Raw genomic sequence first — 17,908 nt, forward strand, 5'->3', positions numbered from 1 at the left:
CTTCCTGGCGGGCGGGCCGTCGGTACGCGCAGCCGGAGAGGCTGTCCGGGCGACGTCAGTCGTCGTCGGCGATGGTGCCCACCGCGACCGGGTCGGCGAGGCGCAGCCCCGGCACGCCCGTCACCAGCAGCGTCAGCTTCTCGTCGGCCTCCCGCTTGCGGTCACCGCGCACAGTCACCGGGAAGGTCAGCGAGGTCTGCCCGGCGGCCAGGACCTTGCAACCGACGTAGGGGTCGTAGTCGGCGCCCGCCTGGGCCGTGGTGCCGTACGTGGCGGCGCAGAGCAGCACCGGCTGGGACAGCGGTCGCGAGACGGTGACCGTGAAGGTCAGCGGGTGGGTGCCCCGGTCGCCCTCGGCCACCGACACGTCCCCGACGCTGAGCGAGGCCCTTGACCGGAACCGGGCCACCTGCGGGTCGTGGTCGCTGGAGCCACGCGTGCCGTCAGCGGCGTGCTCGGCCGGCCAGTCGGCGTTGATGTGCGCCGCCCGCATCTGGATCAGGTCCCGGTGCAGCGTGCCGTTCACGAACAGGTGGTCCAGCGTCTGCGCCTGCCCCTCGAAGCTGTACGAGTAGGCGGACGACGGGGCGTCGGCGAGCAGGTCGTCCCAGAGGTTGCGCATGCCGGCTTCGTACAGCGGCCCGAGCTGGTCCGACGGGGTGGGCTCCGCGGCCGTGGCGATCGGGTCGTCGGGGCGGGGGAAGACGTTCAGGTCCCCGCCGTACACCACCCGCGCGTCCGGGTCCGACGCCTCGATCGCCGTGACGATCGCGGCCCCGTACGCGGCCTGCTCCCGGCGCTGCCCGACCCGGCTGTCCGGCCCCGAGGAGTAGTGGTTGCTCGCGGCCCACAGGGTGTACCGCTCGGTCGACCCGGGCGCGGCGGCCACGGTGAACTTGCCGAGCTGCGGAGCACGGGTGAAGACGTTGTCGCCGTCCTTGCCGGTGGAGGTGTCCACGTCGGCGGGAAGCACCGCGTTGAGCGCCTTCGGGTTCTGCACGTCCGCGTTGCCCGGCAGCCCCGCGCCGCGGTACTGCACCGTCGGCGCCGAGCCGAGCAGCGGGTCGCCGGCGGTCGCCTCGGCCAGCGACACCCGGTCGGTGCGGTACAGGAACGCGGCGGTGATGCCCCGCGCGTCCGCGCCGCTGCGGTCGTACGCGGCCGCGTAGGCCGGGCCGCCGCTCGCCGCGATGGTCAGCGCCAGGTCCTGGAGGGTGTCCGGCGCGCCGTCCGCGTTGTTGGTGGTGCCGCACACCAGCTCGCTGCCGGAGACCGCGCAGATGTCCTGGTCCTCCGCCTCCTGCACGAGGATCAGGTCGGGCGAGTGCAGGTCGGTGGTGATCTGGTCGGCCAGCGCGGCGAGCTGGTCGCGGTACTCCTGCTCGCTGCCGGGGACGTAGTCGAACGGCGGGCGCACCCCGGTGCAGCCGGCGTTGCCGGCGAAGTCGCAGCCGTCGAACGGGTCGTCGCGGTAGTCGTACAGGTTCTCGACGTTGTAGGTCGCGACCGCGACCTCCTCCGACCGCTTGGCCGGCTGCGGCGGGTTGTTCGTGGACGGGTCGGTCCCGCCGGTGAACTCGGCCCGCTCGACCTGCACGCCGTACTTCTCGAACGAGTAGTAGAGGCCGCCGACCGCGTCGGCGGTCAGCGTGTCGAAGGTGCGGGCGGGCGGGAGCAGCGCGCCGCTGTCGCCCGTGGTGCCCTTGACGCCCATGCTGCCGAGCATGATGCGCTGGCCGTTGCCGTCGTCGAAGCGGCGGCCCGGGTCGTTGTCCAGCGGGTGCGCGTCCCGGAACACCCGGCGGGCGTACGGGTCGGCGCGATCCAGCAGCGGGTCGTCCCGGTCGATCACGAAGATCTCGCCGTCGGCGGTGGAGGCGAAGACGTTCCGCCCGCTCACGGCGCCGCTGCCGGCCCGCACCCGCAGCCGGGCCCCCTCGTGCCGCTCCCAGAACCGCTGCGCGTCGGCCAGCTCGACCGGCGGCACCGCGTCGGTCACCTCGACCTCGGCGTTCACGTCGACGCCGGAGGCGAGCTTGCGCACCAGCGACGCGCCGGAGAGCTGGGTGAAGTTGAAGTACTCGGAGACCCGGGCCCGGAGCACCACCTCGTCGCCGACCGTCGGCACGTAGCCGCCGATCAGGGAGGTGAACGAGCCCATGAAGACGAAGATGCCGTCCGAGCTGGTCGGGTCGCCGTCGGTGGCGCCGGACCGGCTCTGCAGGAAGAAGCCGCGCTGGTCCCGGCCCGACGAGTCACGCGCCAGGGTGAGCTGGGTGATCACGCCGCGCACGTCGTACAGCGTGCTGCTGGTGCCGTTGCCGGACGCCGGCGCGAGCGGGGACCGGTCGGCCGGGCCGGACTCGCCGTCGGCGGTCGGACCCTGCACCTCGCCGACCGTCAGCTCGCGGGTGACCTGCACGGCGAGGGTGCAGGTGGCGGTGCCGCCGTCCGCGTCGGTCGCGGTCAGCACCACCGTGTACGCCCCGGCGGCCAGGTCGGCGCTCGCGCCGACCGTGGCCCGGGCGGTGCCGCCGACCGCGTCGGCCGGGGTGACGGCCGTGCGGCTGACGGAGCCGGTGGCCGGGGTCGGGCTGACCGAGGTGACCGCCAGGTCGACGATCCGGTCGTCGGTGTCGGTGGCGGTGACCTCCCGGCTCGCCGCCGTGCCGGCCGGGGTGACCAGCGCCGGCCCGCAGGTGAGCGTCGCCGGCGCGTCGACCGGGCCGCCCCCGTCGACGGTGTGCGCGCCGAGCCCGTCGAACGTGTCGACCGGGAAGCCGGCCCACTGGGCGGCCGGGTCGAACGCGTCCGAGGGGTCGGTGTCGCCGGACGTCACGGTGGGCAACCGGCGCAGGGTGTTGTTCTCGGTGCTGGTGACGCCGGTGCCCCACTCGGTGCCCGGGTCGACGCCGACCTGGCCGATCGAGTCGAGCACGGTGCCGCCCCGGCGCAGCACGATCGCGTCGTCGCCGTTGAACAGGCCGGCTGTCGTGGTCTGATCGGCCCGGTCCAGGATCGCCGGCGCGGCCGAGGCGGAGGCGAAGACGAAGACGTCGCCGGCCGCGACGGTCCCGGTCAGCGCCACGTTCGTCGGGGTGGTGGAGCCGTTGAAGTGCAACTGGAGCTGGTAGCCGTTGGCGGCCAGGTCGACGGCGGCGCCGGTGCCGTTGAACAGCTCGATCGCCTTGTTGTTCGACGAGCCTTCGACGTACTCCGAGATGAACAGGTCGGTGGGCGCGGCGCTGGCCGCGGTGGGTGCGACGCCGACAGCCGCGACGGTCACGGCGGCGGTGGCGGTCGCGAGCGCGGCAAGAGTGCGGCGCGGGCGCATGGGGCCTCCACGATGGGTGGACGGGGAACTAACGCACGTTAAGGGGCTCCGCTGACCGTCGTCCATCCCCCACCGGTCGGTTTCGTGAACTCTCCGGTCAGCGTCCGGTGTCGAGGCGGTGCACCAGCTCGGCCACGTCGACGCTGTATTCACACCACTCGCGGTCGGCACGGTAGCCCAACTCGGCGTTGACCTTGAGCATGGCCTCGTTGGCCTGTGCGTTCCAGGTCTGCACCTCGGTCAGCTTCGGCTCCGCCGAGCGCAGCTCCAGCAGCATCCGCGCCTTGATCGCCCGGTCGATGCCGTAGCCCCGGTGGTCCTGCACGACGATGGTGTCGTACTGGTCGGCGCGGGTGGGGTGCTGGGCGGGCACCACCACCTCGGTCAGGCCGGCCACCTCCCCGGTCTGCTCGTGGAGGGCGAGCACGATGTAGGGCTTCATGCCCCGCCGGTGCAGGCAGTCCAGGCTGTCCCGCAGCCGCTGCGGGTCGTACGAGCTGGGGCGCAGCTCGCCGTCGTCGACGTCGCGCACCTCCGCCTTGGCCCGGGCGTACGCGTCGATCAGGTCGTCGGGCGGGCCGCCGGGGCAGAACTCCAGGTGGTAGCCCGCGCCGATGCCGGTGGCCATCTCGGACAACTCGACCCAGTCCACCGCGGACAGGTCGAGCACGCTTCGGGTCTCGACGTATTCCTTCGAGAAGCCGAGCGACTCGTAGAAGGCGACGGCCGGCGTGTCGCCGACCACTTCGACCCCGATCGACTGGAAGCCCTCCTGGTAGGCCCGCCGGGCGGCCACCAGGACCAGGTCACGGCCGAGCCCGCTGCGCCGCCGGGAGGGGTGCACCAGCACCTCCAGCACGCCGATGTCGCCGAGCAGGAGCACGTTCACCTGGCCGAGGATCGGCCCCGGCGCCCCGCCGCCGGCCGGCTCCGCCTGGGCGACCCAGGAGATCCGCCGCTCGCCGGGCATCACCTCGGAGAGGTATTCCCGCAGGGAACTCTCCCGCCACGGTGGATCCCGCGGCAGATCGACTGCCAGGACCGCGTTGAGCGTGTCCAGCAGCGACGCGATCTCGGCGGACGACGCGGTCCTGGGGTCCCACTCGCGCACCATCACCTGTATAGCTTGCCGCTAACCGCTGCCCGGGGGAAGTGTCCGGTTCTCCAATGTATGCGGACGATCACTTCACGTGCGGCTGGCCTGTCCGTACCGGTTGGCGGTGTCGAAGACGTCCTGGGCGTACTGGCGGACGTCGTTGTACGACAGGATCGCGTTCCACCAGTCGGCCGGGATGGTGAGGTTCCGGCTGCCCTTGCAGAGGTAGTTGCCGGCGGCGAGCGCGGCGTCGTCCAGGTCGTGCGGGTCCTTGACGCCGTCGTTGTCGGCGTCCGCCCCGATCTCCTGCCAGGTGGTGGGGATGAACTGCATCGGCCCGATCGCGCGGTCGAATGTGGTGTCCTTGTCCAGCCGGCCGCCGTCGGTGTCGGGGATGCGCATCCGGTTGCCCTGCCCGTCCAGCGGCAGGCCGATGATCTCGGGCAGCGCCTTGCCGTCCTGCCCGAGCCGGGCGTTGTTTGCCTGGCCGTGCCCGGACTCGACGAAGCCGATGGCCGCCAGCGTGGTCCAGCTCAGGCCGCAACTGCGGTTGGTCTGGGCGAGCACCAGCTCGGCGTAGCCGTACGCCTGCATGGCCACCGGCGAGATGCCGACCTTCGGCCCGACCTGCGCGGCCCAGCCGGCGAGGGCGTCCGACGGCCGGCCGGTGGTCACCCCGCCGCCGGCCGGGCCGGTCGGCACCGTGCCGAGCGGTGGCACCGTCTGGGTGGGCAGCGGCAGCCCGCCGGGCAGCGGCTCCTGCGGGCCGGCCGTCGGCGCGACGGAGGCGGCGTCGGCGACCGGACGGGGCGCGCGGACCGTCGCGGGCACCAGCAGCGCGCCCGCCGCGGCGGTCGCCGCGACCAGGGCGAGCAGGAACACCCCGGGCAGGGTGAGCCGCCCGCTGGGGCGCCGCGACCAGTCCCGGGTCGCCCGGACCGCGGCTGCCGCCGCCTGGCGAGGTGGCGGCAGGCGTACGGCGTGCGCGAACGGCACCCGGCGCCGCCGGGCTCGCGCGGCCGGCCCGTTGGTGAGCACGTCCACCTTCGTCGCCGCGAGGTCGCTCTTCCCCGCCGACGTCGGCGCGGCCGAGCCGCCCCCGGCGCCGCTCCCGGAGTCGTCGGGCTTGGTGTCGCCGGGCTTGGTGTCGGCGGCGGACGTGCCACCGGGCTTGGTGTCGGTGGTCGACGTGTCGGCGGCGGACGTGCCGGCGGGCTTGGTGTCGGCGGTCGACGTGTCGGCGGCGTCACCGGGCTTCGTGGCGGCCGGCGGCTCGGTGTCGGCGCTCGGCTTCCCGGCGGCGGCCGGTGCCGCCCCGGCCGGCGGGACGTCCGGGGCGGACGGTGCGGCGGGGGTGGCCGACGGGCCGGTCGGCGTCGGAGCGGGCTCGGCGGGTGCCGTCGTCGGGGTGCCGGCGCCGGCGGGTGCCTCGGACCTCAGCCAGGGGCGGCGGGGACGGGGTAGGCGAGTTGACGACCCCGGTGCGACCCCGGAGCCGTCGGGCGGCACGGCCGGTCGCAGGGGCCGATGGGTCGATCTGTCCTCGCCGTCCACCACAAGTTGAGTATCACCCATGTCTCCTCGGGCGTCAGGCCCGGCCGTACCCTGGAGTCATGCCCCGGTACGAGTTCCGTTGCCGCGCCTGCGGCGACACCTTCGAGGTCAACCGTCCGATGTCGCAGGCCGGCGAGCCGGCGCCCTGCCCGTGGGGACACGCGGACACCGTCAAGCTCCTCTCCACCGTCTCGGTCACCGGCCGCGGTGGTGGAGCGGTCGGCGGCGCGGCCGCTCCGGCCGGCGGTGGTGGCTGCTGCGGTGGTGGCTGCGGCTGCTGAGTGGTGGCGACGGCTGCTGACTCGTCGGCCTCCGCCCGCCCGTCGGCCGGCCCCGTTCGTCCGCGCCGAGGCCGCCGGGCCCCTTGAGTCCGAGCCCGGCCGGCCGTTCTCACGATGCGTGACGATCCAGTATCCGGCAGCATGAGTCCGACGTCACGGGGGAGGTCCCACGCATGTCGCCACGGATCCACCTCCCCAGCGGGTGGGTGACCTTCGTCTTCACCGACATCGAGGGCTCGACCCGGCTGGCCCAGCTCCTCGGGCCGGACTACCGGCCGGTGCTGCGGGAGCACCGCCGCCTGCTGCGCCGGACGATCGCCGCCACCGAGGGCGCGGAGCTGCTGACCGAGGGGGACTCGTTCTTCCTCGCGTTCGGCGACGCGACCGCCGGGCTGACCGCCTGCCTCACCGCGCAGCGGGCGCTGGCCAGCCACCAGTGGCCGACCGCCGAGGCCGCGCCCCGGGTCCGGATGGGGCTGCACACCGGCTGGGCCGAGCCGCGCGACGGCGAGTACGCCAGCCCCGAGGTGCACCGGGCGGCCCGGGTGGCCGCTGCCGCGCACGGCGGGCAGGTGCTCTGCTCGGCGTCGACGGCGCGGCATGCCGACCCGCTGCCGGCCGGCGCGTCCCTGCTCGACCTGGGCCTGCACCGGCTGCGCGGCTTCGACGACCGGGAACGGCTCTTCCAACTGGTCGCCCCGGGCATCGAGCGGCAGTTCCCGCGGCCACGTACGGCCGACGCGGTCGCGCACAACCTGCCCACCCAGGTGACCTCGTTCGTGGGCCGGCAGGCCGAGCGCGCCGAGCTGCGCCGGCTGGTGGAGGCGCACCGGCTGGTCACCGTGCTCGGGGCGGGTGGGGCGGGCAAGACCCGGCTTGCCGTGGAGCTGGGCACCGACCTGGTGGAGTCGTACCCGGACGGGGTCTGGTTCGTCGACATCGCCGCGGTGACCGACCCGGGCCTGGTGGCGTTCGCGGTCGCCGCCGTGCTCGGCCTGCGTCCCGAGCCCGGCCGCCCGATGGTCGAGACCCTGGTGGAGTACGCTGCCGCGCGCCGGATGCTGGTCGTCCTGGACACCTGCGACGCCCAGCCGGCCGCCTCGGCCGAGGTGATCTCGCGGCTGCTTGCCGGCGGAATGGGCGTGCGGGTGCTCGCCACCAGCCGGGAGTCGTTCGGCCTGCCCGGCGAGGTGGTCTGGCGGATTCCGCCGCTGTCGGTCGACCCGCCGGCGGACGGGGCGGAGAGCGACGCGGTCGCGCTGCTGCTGGACCGGACGGCGGCGGCCCGGGGCGGCCGGCAGCCGGACCCGGCCGAGTCGGCCGACCTGCGCCGGGTCGTGCAGCGGTTGGACGGGTTGCCGCTCGCCATCGAGCTGGCCGCCGCCCGGCTGCGGGTGCTCTCGGTCGGCCAGCTCGCCGAGCGCCTCGACGACGTGCTCGGCACGCTGGACGCGGGCCGGGAGAACCCGGAGCCGCCCCCGGTGGAGCGGGCGTGGACGGGCAACCAGCACGACACGGTGGACCTGGTCGCGGCGGCCGTCGGGGTGCCGCCGCCCACCCCGGCGACCCGGGCGGTGCAGCGGTCCGCCACCGAACGGCACCTCACCATGCAGGCCACGGTCACCTGGTCGTACCGGACGCTGGGGCCGCGCGCCGCCCGGTTGCTGCGCTGGCTGGCGGTCTTCGCCGGCCCGGTGGACCTGTCGACGGTGGAGTGGCTGCTCGGCACCGACCCGCTCGACCCGCTCTCCGTGCTGGTCGACAAGTCGATGGTGCTGGCCGAGCCGCACGCCTCGGGCAGCACCTACCGGATGCTCGACCCGATCCGGGCGTACGCGGCCCGGCGGCTGGCGGAGGCGGGGGAGGAGCGGGCCGCCCGGGACCGGCACGTTGCCTGGTCGGCGCACGCGCTGGAGCGGGCGCACCTCGGCCCGGACGGGCAGCCGGTCACGCTGTCGCTCTACGCCCTCGACCCGCTCGCCGGCGAGCTGCGCGCCGCGCTGCGTTGGTGCGCGACCGGCGGCAGCGCCCGGGCGGGGCTGCGGCTGGCCGGGGGCCTGGACCAGTGGTGGCGGGAGCGGGGGCTGGCCCGGGAGGGGCGGCTCTGGCTGTTCCGGCTGTACGGACGGATCGCCGAGACCGGGGAGCGGATCCCGGAGGCCGAGCTGGCGGCGGCGTACCACATGCACTCGCTGCACGCCGGCGCGGACGGCGAGTTCGCCGAGGAGCTGCGGTTCTCCCAGCGGGCGGAGGCGGCGGCCCGGCAGGCCGGCGACACCGGCCTGCTCGCCCGGGTCCTCGCCGGGCGGGCGGCCCCGCTGGTCGACATGGGACAGTTCGCGGAGGCCGAGCGGGTCTGCCGGGAGGTCATCGACTGGGCGCACGACCAGGAGGTGATCGGCGACGCGCTGTTCGCCGTGTTCAGGCTGGCCGAGCTGCTCTGGCGGCGGGGCGCCCTGGACGAGGCCGCCGAGCTGTTGGGTGCGGCCCGCCCGGTCGAGGCGGCCCGCCCGGTCGAGCGGGGGCGGCGCTCGATCGACATGCTGCTCGGGATGGTGGCCCTGGCCCGCGGCGACCTGGTCGCCGCGCACGAGCACCTCCAGGTGGCGCTCCGATCCCGGATGAGCCACGGCTTCCACGGCCGGGCCTGTGACACGCTCAACGCGATCGCGGTGCGCTGCGCCGGCGGGGGCGACGGGCCGACGGCCGCCCGCCTCTTCGGCGCGGCGGGGGCGACCCGGGCGAGCATGCGCTGCACGCCGGGCATCTACGGGGCGTACTGGGCGCAGCGGCAGGGGGAGCTGCGCCGGGCGCTGGGCGACGCGGTCTTCGACGCCGCGTACGGGGAGGGGACCGAGCTGGGGCTGGAGGAGGCGGCGGCGCTGGCGCTCGGCGTGGAGCATCCCGACCTGGCGGCGGATTCGACGAGGTTCGGCGCGGACCGGGCCCGCCCGGCTCCCCGTCGCCCCGTGACACCCGACCGCCGCACCGAGCACGCCTGACCGACGGGTCGGGTCGGGCGCGGCGTCGACCGGGCGGTCCCGTCCCGCCCTGGGGAGGCGGGACGGGACCCCGGGTCGACCCGCCTCAGCGGAGGGCGGCGCGGCGCTCGGCGTCGGCCTTCATCCGGGCGGCGCGGTCGATGTCGGCCTGCTGCACGGCGGCGACGGAGCCGAAGGCGCTGACGGCCTGGTAGTACGTCCAGGCGAGGCTGTAGCAGGCCGGCCGGACGATGGTGCTGTACGTGGCGCAGACCCGCTTCAGGTCCTCGTAGAAGGCGCTGTCCAGGCGGGACTTGTTGGCCGTGAACTGGCCCATCGCCTTGTAGTTGCGGTAGCCGAAGTCGTGCCGGTAGCAGGAGAGGGTGAAGTTGAAGCCGAGCGGGTTGTCCGGGCTGGACGAGCAGTAGTCGGTCGACCAGTCGAAGGCGTAGTCGGCCCAGGCGGCCTTGTTCAGCCGGGCGGAGTTCCAGGCGTTGTAGCTGGTGGCGCTGGTTTGGGTCCAGCTCGACAGGACGGACAGCTTCTGCGTGGGCGTGACGGCGGCGGCGGGGGTGGCGACGCCGAGCAGGACGAGCAGCGCGAGCGCGCCCGAGGCGAGCAGGGCGGTGAGGCGTCTGGGCACGGTTACCTCCGCGGGGGTCGGCGGGTGGGACGGGGTTACCGGCGGGTCACCGGATGTCGATCAGTTTCGATCAATGACCGTTCCCGGAGGTGTCGTGCCCGTCGACAATTGGTGACAGATGCCGAAACAGACGAATGCCCCGGGTGCCAGGGGCACCCGGGGCATTCGGTGGTACGTCAGCGGACGAACGCCGGCGGGCTGGCCGGGCTCTCGTTCGCCAGCCGGTCGAGCGCGGTCACGTAGTACGTGTACCGCTTGCCCGCCTCGGCGGTGGTGTCCACCCAGGACTGCGTCTGCGAGTCGCCGTCGGCGCGGACCGTGTCGACCAGGTGCGCCGCGTCGGCGAAGTCGCACCGGCCGGCCAGGCCGACCCCGTCGAACCGGTAGATCGCGTACGACGTGGCGGCGCCGAGGGGGCCCTGGCCGTCGGCCGGCTGGAGCCAGTTCAGCCGGACCCCGTCGTCCTGCCGCGCGGCCTTCGTGACCACGGGCATGAGCAGCGGCTTCGACGGCAGGTGCGACATGGTCGGGATCAGCGCCGGCCGCGAGTAGTGCTCGGCGGCGTAGATGTCGGTCGCGCCGAGCCGGTTGGCCCGGACCTGCACGGCCGAGAAGTGGACGTTGCCCAGCACCTCGGGGTGCGCCCGGTTGAGCGTCAGGTGGTCGGAGAGCTCGCGCGGGTTCATCCAGAAGGAGCCGTAGGCCGGGTCACCGCTCTTGTAGTCGGCCTGCCCGATGTAGAGCTGCACCCGGGTGCCCTTGACCACGTCCGCCCACCACGGCACCAGCCGGGCGTAGTCGGCGGCCGGGTACTGGCCGATGTACCAGTAGAGCTGCGGCACGATGTAGTCGATCCACTCCTCCTTGACCCACTTGCGGGTGTCGGCGGAGATGATGTCGTACGACTGGCTGCCGGTGGTGTCCGAGCCCAGCGGGTCGGCCGACTGGTTGCGCCAGATGCCGAACGGGCTGACGCCGAACTTCACCCAGGACTTCTCGGCCTTGATCTTGGCGTTCATCTCCTGGATGAGCAGGTTGATGTTGTCCCGCCGCCAGTCGGCCTTGTTGGTGAAGCCCCGGTTGTGCGCCGCGAAGGTGGCGTCGTCGGGCACCTGGTGGGTGCCGCTCGGGTAGGGGTAGAAGTAGTCGTCGAAGTGCACGCCGTCGACGTCGTACCGCTTGACGGCGTCCATCATCGCGGTCTGGACGAACTCGCGGACCTCGGGGATGCCGGGGTTGTAGTAGAGCCGGCTGCCGGCCACCCCGGCCGGCGGGTAGGCGAAGGTCCACTCCGGGTGCTCCCGCGCCGGGTGGTTCGGCGCGAGCTTGCTGATGTCCGCGCCGGCGCCGCCCGGGGCCGGCATCGAGATGCGGTACGGGTTGAACCAGGCGTGGAACTCCAGGTTCCGCTTGTGCGCCTCCTCGACCACGAACTTCAGCGGGTCCCAGCCCGGGTTCTCGCCGCGGACCCCGGTCAGGTACTCCGACCAGGGCTCGTACGGCGACGGCCAGAACGCGTCGGCGGTCGGCCGGATCTGGACGACCACCGCGTTGTGGTTGAGCCGCTCGGCGAGGTCCAGCAGCTCGCGGTACTCGGCCTGCTGGGTGGCGATGCGGTCGGGCGAGGTCTGGGACGCCTTGGTCGGCCAGTCGATGTTGACGACCGAGGAGATCCACATTGCCCGGAACTGCCGCTTCGGCGTGGCCGGGTCGGTGACGCAGGTGGTGGTGGAGGCGGTGGTCGCCGCGTCGGGCGCCGCGCTCGCGGGGGTGGCGGCGACGAGCGCGCCGAGCAGTGCGGCGGCCAGCCCGGCGGCTCCGAGCCGAGTTGCCTTCATGCGGTGTGTCCCTTCGTTGGGGCTCCCGTGTCAGGGGTCGATCGCGGCACTATCGGCAAGATTCGCCGTTGACAATCTGCCGCTGGTAGGAAATTTTCACACTCCTGGGTCCGGCGCAAGGGTCTGCGCGGGATCGGTCCGTCCGTCGGGTTCGGCTCCGCCGTGCGGCCGGGCCCATCGGGCGCACCGTGACGACCCGCACACGGCAGGTCGTGACCCGAACGGGTCGGGAAAGTGGCGGTCGAGCCCCGGTCCGTTGCTTCCCGCCCGGCGGAGTTCCGCGTCAGGGACGGGGCTGGGGCGTGCCCGTGGGGCCCTTGACCACCGGCCTGCCGCCGTCCCAGACGACCTCGTCGAGCCAGATCCGGCGGCCCGGGTCGACTGTGCCCTCCCGACCGGGCGGCCAGGCGTGGTAGAGCAGCCAGGTGCGACCGTCCACCACCACCATCGAGGCGTGCCCCGGCCCGGAGGCCGCCCCGTTGGTCGCCAGGATCGGGTTCTCCGGGGCCTTCACGCAGGGGCCGGTCGGCGACTCGCAGACCGCGTAGCCCTCGGCGTACTCGGCGCGGTCGTAGGCGTTGGCGGCGAAGAACAGGAACAGTTCTCCGTCGTGCCGGTGGAAAAACGGCCCCTCGACCAGGTTGCCCTCCCACGGCTTGGTCTGCTTCAGCAGCCTCACCGGCTCGCCGACCAGGCGCAGCCCGTCGTCGGAGAGGCGCTGCGACCAGATCCAGGTGTCCACCCCGACGGCGTTGCCGTCGTTCTTCCACAGCAGCCACAGGCTGCCGTCGGCGTCCCGGAACGGGCTGGCGTCGATCGCCCCACCCAGCTCCGCCTGGCAGATCAGCGGAGCGGCCGAGTCGTCCCGGTACGGCCCCTGCGGGGCGCTCGCCACCGCCCGGCCGACGCACTGCCGCCCGGACTCGCGCCCGGCGACCGTGTAGTAGAGCAGGAACCGGTCCGGGGCCAGCTCGATCACCTCGGGCGCCCAGTTCCTCCCGGGCTCCGCCCACGCGGGCAGCTCCGGCAGCGCGTCCCCGGCCGGCGTCCAGTCGACCAGGTCGGGGGAGGTGAGCACCGGGACGTTGCGGCCGGCGGCGTTGGTGTGGAAGAGGTACCAGGTGTCGCGCACCCGGATCGCCTGCGGATCCGGGGCGTCGGTGCGTACGACCGGGTTGGTGAACATGCGCGCGTCGGTCTCCCTGCTCGTGGGTCTCGGGTCGTCCCCGCAGCCGGCGGCGAGCAGCGCGGCGGCGAGCACCGCCGCCGCGCCGCGCCGCCGGGTCGTCCCGGCCGTCACCCCTTCAGGCCGCTGCGGGAGACGCCCTGGATGACGTGCCGCTGGGCGAGGACGAAGAGGACCAACACCGGCAGGCTGGCCAGCATCGCCCCGGCCATGAGCACCGGGTAGTCGGTGTTGTAGGCGCCCTGGAGCAGGCCCAACCCCGGCGGCAGGGTGAGCATCTCCGGGCTGAACAGCACGAAGATCGGCCACAGGAAGTCGTTCCAGTTGGTCAGGAACGACAACACGGCCAGGGTGGCCAGCGCCGGCCTGGACAGCGGCAGCACCACCTTCCAGAAGATCTGCCACTGGTTGGCGCCGTCCAGCACCGCGGCCTCCTCCAGCTCCCGGGGCAGGGAGAGGAAGAACTGCCGCAGGAAGAACACCCCGAACGCGCTCGCCGCGCCGGGCACGACCACGACGGCCAGGGTGTCGATCCAGTTCAGCTCGTCGACGATCAGGAAGTTCGGGATGATCAGCGAAGTCGGCGGGATGAACAGCGTTCCGACGATCAGCGCGAAGAGCACCCTGCGGCCGCGGAACCGCATCCGGGCCAGGGCGTACGCGGCCGCCGAGGCGGTCGCCAGCACCAGCAGCGCGTGCGCCGTGGCGGCCAGCATGCTGTTCGCGAACCAGCGCAGCACGGGGTTCGCGGAGTTGTCGAGGACCTGCTCGTAGCCGTACCCGGAGATCGGGTCCGGCAGCCAGGTCGGCGGGATCCGCTGGGCCCCGGTGTAGGTCTTCAGCGAGGTGATGACCATCCACACCAGCGGCGTCAGGAAGACCAGGGCGAGCCCCACCAGGGTGGCGTAGAGCGCGGCCCGGCGCAGCCCGGTGGCCGGTGCGCGGCCGGCCGCCGGGGTCCTGCCGCGGATCGGCGCGGGGGCGCGCCCGGTGCGCGTGGGCGTCGTCATGGCGGTCCCCTCAGTCTTCGCGGTAGCGGAAGAGGCGGAAGTTGGCGATGCTCACCACCGCCAGCATCAGGGCGAACACGATGCTCATCGCGGCGGCGCGGCCGGCGTCGTTGTCCCGCAGCCCCTCCTCGACGATGAACCAGACCACGGTGCGGGTCTCCGTTCCCGGCGCGCCCTGGGTGATCAGGAACGACTGCCCGAACACGTTCGCCGAGGCGAGCACGGTCGTGGTGATCACGAACAGCAGGACCGGGCGCAGCCCGGGGAGCGTGACGTGGCGGAACCGTTCCCAGGCGCTCGCGCCGTCGACCTTCGCCGCCTCGTACAGCTCCGGCGGGATGTCCTGGAGCCCGGCCAGGTAGATCACGGCGTTGAAGCCGGAGGTCCACCAGACGGTCACCCCGACCAGCGACACCCAGGCCCACGGCACGTCGGTCACCCACGGGGTGTCGGCCGGCAGCCCGACCGTCCCGGCGAGCCGGTTGACCAGGCCGAGGTTGGCGTCGAGCAGGAACCGCCAGAGCAGGCCGATCACCGCCACGCCCAGCACGTACGGCGCGAAGTAGACCGCCCGGAAGAAGGTCCGGCCGGGGAACGAGCGGTTCAGCAGCAGTGCCAGCCCGAGCGGGACGACCACCAGCAGCGGCACCGACAGGACGGTGAAGATCCCCGTCGCCCGTACGCTCTGCCACCAGTCGCCGTAGACGGCCGAGTCGCCGGAGAACAGTTCCCCGTAGTTGTCCAGCCCGACGAAGGGCCGGTGGAGCAGCTGGAAGTCCCACTGGTGCACGCTGAGCCAGAGGCCGAGCACGATCGGCAGCAGGCCGAAGACCCCGAACAGGACCAGGTACGGGGCGAGGAAGAGGTACGGCGTCAACCGCCCCGTCCGGTCCGCCGCGGCGCCCCGGCGGGCGGTGCCGGCCGCCGGGGGCGACGTGCCGTCGCGCGCCGCCCCGACCTCGATCACGTCCGCCACGGGAGATCAGCTCCCGTACTTCTTGCGGTTGTCCTCGAGCTGCTTGTTGGCCTTGGCCGCGCCGTCGTCCAGCGCCTGCCTGGGCGGCTTCTTGCCCAGCGCCGCCTCGTTGAACGAGTTGTAGAAGGTCGTCATGACCTCGCCGAGGCCCGGGGCCGCCGGCGGGAAGGCCGCGTACTCGAGCTCGGGGGCGAGCGCGTTCACCTCGGCCAGCGCCTTGAAGTCGGCGCTGTCCCGGACGGTCTTGCGGGCCGGGACCTGGCCGCCCTTGGCCCAGTCCAGCGAGTGTTGGCTGAGCCAGTTGATGAAGACCTTCGCCGCCGAGACCTTGTTGGCGTCGTTGGCCCGCTGCTTGACGATCGTGAAGTTGTGCGAGTTGGCCCAGGCGGACGGCTGGCTGCCGATCTGCGGCAGGGGCGCCACCCCCCACTGGATCTCCGGGCTCTTCTTCAGGTCGTTGACCTGCCAGATGCCGTTCCAGTTGAAGGCGTTCCGGCCGCTCTTGAACGCCAGGTAGTCGGCGTCCTGGCCGACGTTGGCGGGGGAGTGGCCCTGCTTGATCAGGTCGACCAGCCAGGTGCACGCCTCGACGGCCTGGTCGGAGTTGAAGGTGGCCCTGGTGGCCTCGGCGTCGAAGACGCTGCCGCCCCACTGGTGCAGCAGGGAGTAGAAGGTCATGCCTCCGGTGAACTGGAACGGGCTGACCCAGAAGCCCTGCACGCCGGACTTCTTCAGCTCGGTCAGCGCGGCGGTGTACTCGTCCCTCGTCGTCGGCGGCTTGGCCGGGTCCAGGCCGGCCTTCTGCAGTACGGCCTTGTTGTAGTAGAAGCCGAGCGGGTGCATGTCCAGCGGGATGCCGTACCGCTTGTCGTTGTAGAGCCCGCCCTTCCAGACGGTGGGCGCGAAGTCCGCCTCGCTCAGCTCCAGCACCTTGGCCACGTCGTCCAGTTCGGTGATGACGCCACGGGCGGCGAAGGTGGCGAGCTGGTCCATGTGCATGACCGCGATGTCCGGCCCGTTGCCGCTGGAGGCGGCGCCCGGCAGCTTGGCGTAGTAGTCAGCCCACTCGTACGTCGCGATCGTGACGGCGATGTTCTGGTGCTCGGTGTTGAACTGGTTCACCAGCGCCTTGAAGATGTCGCCGTCACCGCCGGTGAACCCGTTCCACAGCTTCAGGTCCACCTTGGGGCCGGTGTAGTCCTTGCCGCCGTTGCCGGCCGCCGGGCCCGAGCTGTCGTCCTCGCCGCCGCAGCCGGCCAGGGTCAGCGAGGCGGCGGCGCCGAGCCCGAGGCCGAGGCCGAGCAGGCGCCGCCGGCTCATCTCGTTCTGCATCATGCGGGTGTCACTCCTTGGGGGACGGGGATGAATTGTGCCTGCCCAGAGCCGGTCCGGCGTCAGCCGACGGCGGGGGAGAAGCGCAGCACGTTCCAGGAGACGGCCGGCAGTCGCACGGCGCACCGGCCGCCGTCGGTGGTGGGGGTGGGCAACTGCCGGGGCGTCACCCGGTCGGGCTCCGCCTCCGTGTTCGTCGCCGTCGGGTCGTCCCCGGCGGCGAGGCTCAGGTGGGATTGACCGGATAGTCCTGCCAGGCCGCGCAGGTCGAGGTGCAGCTCCAGGTCCGTCTCGTCCCGGTTGACGGCGAAGACGGTCAGCCCGCCCGTCTCCTCGTCGTGCACGGCGACGGTGTCGAGCACGGGGACCGTGCCGTACCGCTTCGTCTCGTAGGCCGGGCCGACCGGCTCGGTGCGCAGCACCGTGCCCCGGGCGTGCCGGGCGGTCAGCGCGAACGGGTGGAAGATGCTCTGCCGCCAGGCCGGCCCGCCGGTGCGGGTGCGGATCGGGGCGATCACGTTGGCGAGCTGGGCCTGGCAGGCCACCCCGACCCGGTCGGCGTGCCGGAGCAGCGTGATCAGCAGGTCGCCGACCACCACCGCGTCGACGGCGGTGAAGTCGTCCTCGATCAGCGCCGGGGCCTCCACCCAGCCGCGCCGGGCCAGGTCGGCCTGGAGGCGGGACTCGTACCAGACGTTCCACTCGTCGAAGGAGACCTTGAGCCTGCGCCGGTCCCGCCGCTTCGCCGCCACGTGGTCGGCGGTGGCGACCACGTCCCGGATGAAGTTGTCCAGGTCGACGGCGGAGGCCAGGATGCTGGGCCGGTCGCCGTCGGACGGGTCGTAGTAGGTGTGCGCGGAGATGTAGTCGACGTGCTCGTAGGTGTGCTCCAGGACGGTCGCCTCCCAGGAGGCGAAGGTGGGCATCCGCCGGTTGGAGCTGCCGCAGGCGACCAGGCTGATCGAGGGGTCGATCATCTTCATGGCGCGGGCGGTCTCGGCGGCCAGCCGGCCGTACTCGTCGGCGGTCTTGTGGCCGACCTGCCACGGGCCGTCCAGTTCGTTGCCCAGGCACCAGAGCCGCACCCCGTACGGCTCCTCGGCGCCGTGCTTGCGGCGCAGGTCCGACAGCTGCGTCCCGCCCGGGTGGTTGGCGTACTCCAGCAGGTCGCACGCCTCCTGCACGCCCCGGGTGCCGAGGTTGACCGCCATCATCGGCTCGACCCTCGCCTCGGCGGCCCAGCTCATGAACTCGTCGAGCCCGAAGGCGTTCGTCTCGATCGTCTTCCAGGCCAGGTCGAGCCGGCGGGGACGGTCGCCCACCGGGCCGACGCCGTCCTCCCACCGGTAGCCGGAGACGAAGTTGCCGCCGGGATAGCGGACCACCGACACGCCCAGCTCCCGGGTCAGCTCCAGCACGTCGCCGCGCAGCCCCCGCGCGTCCGCCGCCGGGTGCCCCGGCTCGTAGATCCCGCCGTAGACGCAGCGGCCCATGTGCTCGACGAACGAGCCGAAGAGTCGCCGGTCGGCCGGTCCGATCGCGAAGGCCGGGTCGATCGTGAGCTGCGCGGTCCGCAAGGGGGTGCCACCTTTCCTCGTCGCGGTCCCGGGGTGACCGCGGTCACCCGGTGTCCCTGGTTTCTACAACGTTGTAAGCAACGTTGTAAAGGCCCGCCCA

At 73.1% G+C, this 17,908-nt stretch carries 12 protein-coding genes; 2 read left to right on the forward strand and 10 right to left on the reverse strand.

All coding sequences use genetic code 11. The annotated features are described in order from the left end of the window. Positions 1 to 55: 55 nt before the first annotated feature. From ACZ6O2_RS08950 to ACZ6O2_RS08960, 3 genes are all read right to left on the reverse strand, one after another. The gene (locus tag ACZ6O2_RS08950) at positions 56 to 3,334 is read right to left on the reverse strand and encodes a lamin tail domain-containing protein (RefSeq protein ID WP_466022482.1); all 3,279 of its coding nucleotides are present in this window, start codon (positions 3,332 to 3,334) and stop codon (positions 56 to 58) included. Between the two features lie 97 nt (positions 3,335 to 3,431). Continuing rightward, positions 3,432 to 4,448, reverse strand: a complete 1,017-nt coding sequence (locus tag ACZ6O2_RS08955; RefSeq protein WP_466022513.1) for a GNAT family N-acetyltransferase — start codon at positions 4,446 to 4,448, stop codon at positions 3,432 to 3,434. A 72-nt stretch (positions 4,449 to 4,520) separates the two neighbouring features. Continuing rightward, the gene (locus ACZ6O2_RS08960) at positions 4,521 to 6,005 is read right to left on the reverse strand and encodes a lytic transglycosylase domain-containing protein (RefSeq protein WP_466022483.1); all 1,485 of its coding nucleotides are present in this window, start codon (positions 6,003 to 6,005) and stop codon (positions 4,521 to 4,523) included. Between the two features lie 38 nt (positions 6,006 to 6,043). Here ACZ6O2_RS08960 and ACZ6O2_RS08965 point away from each other — a divergent pair, with 38 nt between their 5' ends. Together ACZ6O2_RS08965 and ACZ6O2_RS08970 are read left to right on the forward strand one after the other, a co-directional pair. Then, complete coding sequence (locus ACZ6O2_RS08965; protein ID WP_350707057.1) at positions 6,044 to 6,265, forward strand: FmdB family zinc ribbon protein; 222 nt, start codon at positions 6,044 to 6,046, stop codon at positions 6,263 to 6,265. Positions 6,266 to 6,438: 173 nt separating this feature from the next. Next, positions 6,439 to 9,267, forward strand: a complete 2,829-nt coding sequence (locus ACZ6O2_RS08970; RefSeq protein ID WP_466022484.1) for an ATP-binding protein — start codon at positions 6,439 to 6,441, stop codon at positions 9,265 to 9,267. Positions 9,268 to 9,352: 85 nt separating this feature from the next. On the opposite strand, the gene ACZ6O2_RS08975 is transcribed toward ACZ6O2_RS08970, so the two are convergent. The 7 genes from ACZ6O2_RS08975 to arfA all read right to left on the reverse strand — a co-directional run bounded on the left by ACZ6O2_RS08975 (position 9,353) and on the right by arfA (position 17,808). After that, positions 9,353 to 9,889 carry a phospholipase gene (locus tag ACZ6O2_RS08975; protein WP_350707059.1) on the reverse strand — a complete coding sequence of 179 codons (537 nt, stop codon included), beginning with the start codon at positions 9,887 to 9,889 and terminating at the stop codon, positions 9,353 to 9,355. Positions 9,890 to 10,065: 176 nt separating this feature from the next. After that, positions 10,066 to 11,727, reverse strand: a complete 1,662-nt coding sequence (locus ACZ6O2_RS08980; protein ID WP_466022485.1) for a glycoside hydrolase family 10-like protein — start codon at positions 11,725 to 11,727, stop codon at positions 10,066 to 10,068. A gap of 283 nt (positions 11,728 to 12,010) precedes the next feature. After that, positions 12,011 to 13,027 carry a glycoside hydrolase family 43 protein gene (locus ACZ6O2_RS08985; RefSeq protein WP_466022486.1) on the reverse strand — a complete coding sequence of 339 codons (1,017 nt, stop codon included), beginning with the start codon at positions 13,025 to 13,027 and terminating at the stop codon, positions 12,011 to 12,013. Further along, positions 13,024 to 13,923, reverse strand: a complete 900-nt coding sequence (locus tag ACZ6O2_RS08990; protein WP_350707064.1) for a carbohydrate ABC transporter permease — start codon at positions 13,921 to 13,923, stop codon at positions 13,024 to 13,026. Before ACZ6O2_RS08990 ends, ACZ6O2_RS08985 begins: the two co-directional genes overlap by 4 nt. A gap of 10 nt (positions 13,924 to 13,933) precedes the next feature. Beyond that, entirely contained in the window at positions 13,934 to 14,899 is a 966-nt protein-coding gene (locus tag ACZ6O2_RS08995; protein ID WP_466022487.1) for a carbohydrate ABC transporter permease, read from the reverse strand. A gap of 6 nt (positions 14,900 to 14,905) precedes the next feature. Next, on the reverse strand, positions 14,906 to 16,234 hold the full coding sequence (locus tag ACZ6O2_RS09000; RefSeq protein WP_466022488.1) for an ABC transporter substrate-binding protein: 1,329 nt from the start codon (positions 16,232 to 16,234) through the stop codon (positions 14,906 to 14,908). 59 nt (positions 16,235 to 16,293) lie between these two features. Beyond that, positions 16,294 to 17,808 (reverse strand): arabinosylfuranosidase ArfA, encoded by a 1,515-nt coding sequence (gene arfA / locus ACZ6O2_RS09005; protein WP_466022489.1) that lies wholly within the window; start codon positions 17,806 to 17,808, stop codon positions 16,294 to 16,296. Positions 17,809 to 17,908: the final 100 nt, after the last annotated feature.

It is taken from the genome of Micromonospora sp. NPDC048040 (genome assembly GCF_055587185.1).

Coding starts and splice junctions, on each gene's coding strand:
- ACZ6O2_RS08950 (WP_466022482.1), bottom strand. CDS start 3,334: ATGCGCCCGCGCCGCACTCTTGCCGCGCTCGCGACCGCCACCGCCGCC.
- ACZ6O2_RS08955 (WP_466022513.1), bottom strand. CDS start 4,448: ATGGTGCGCGAGTGGGACCCCAGGACCGCGTCGTCCGCCGAGATCGCG.
- ACZ6O2_RS08960 (WP_466022483.1), bottom strand. CDS start 6,005: ATGGGTGATACTCAACTTGTGGTGGACGGCGAGGACAGATCGACCCAT.
- ACZ6O2_RS08965 (WP_350707057.1), top strand. CDS start 6,044: ATGCCCCGGTACGAGTTCCGTTGCCGCGCCTGCGGCGACACCTTCGAG.
- ACZ6O2_RS08970 (WP_466022484.1), top strand. CDS start 6,439: ATGTCGCCACGGATCCACCTCCCCAGCGGGTGGGTGACCTTCGTCTTC.
- ACZ6O2_RS08980 (WP_466022485.1), bottom strand. CDS start 11,727: ATGAAGGCAACTCGGCTCGGAGCCGCCGGGCTGGCCGCCGCACTGCTC.
- ACZ6O2_RS08990 (WP_350707064.1), bottom strand. CDS start 13,923: ATGACGACGCCCACGCGCACCGGGCGCGCCCCCGCGCCGATCCGCGGC.
- ACZ6O2_RS09000 (WP_466022488.1), bottom strand. CDS start 16,234: ATGATGCAGAACGAGATGAGCCGGCGGCGCCTGCTCGGCCTCGGCCTC.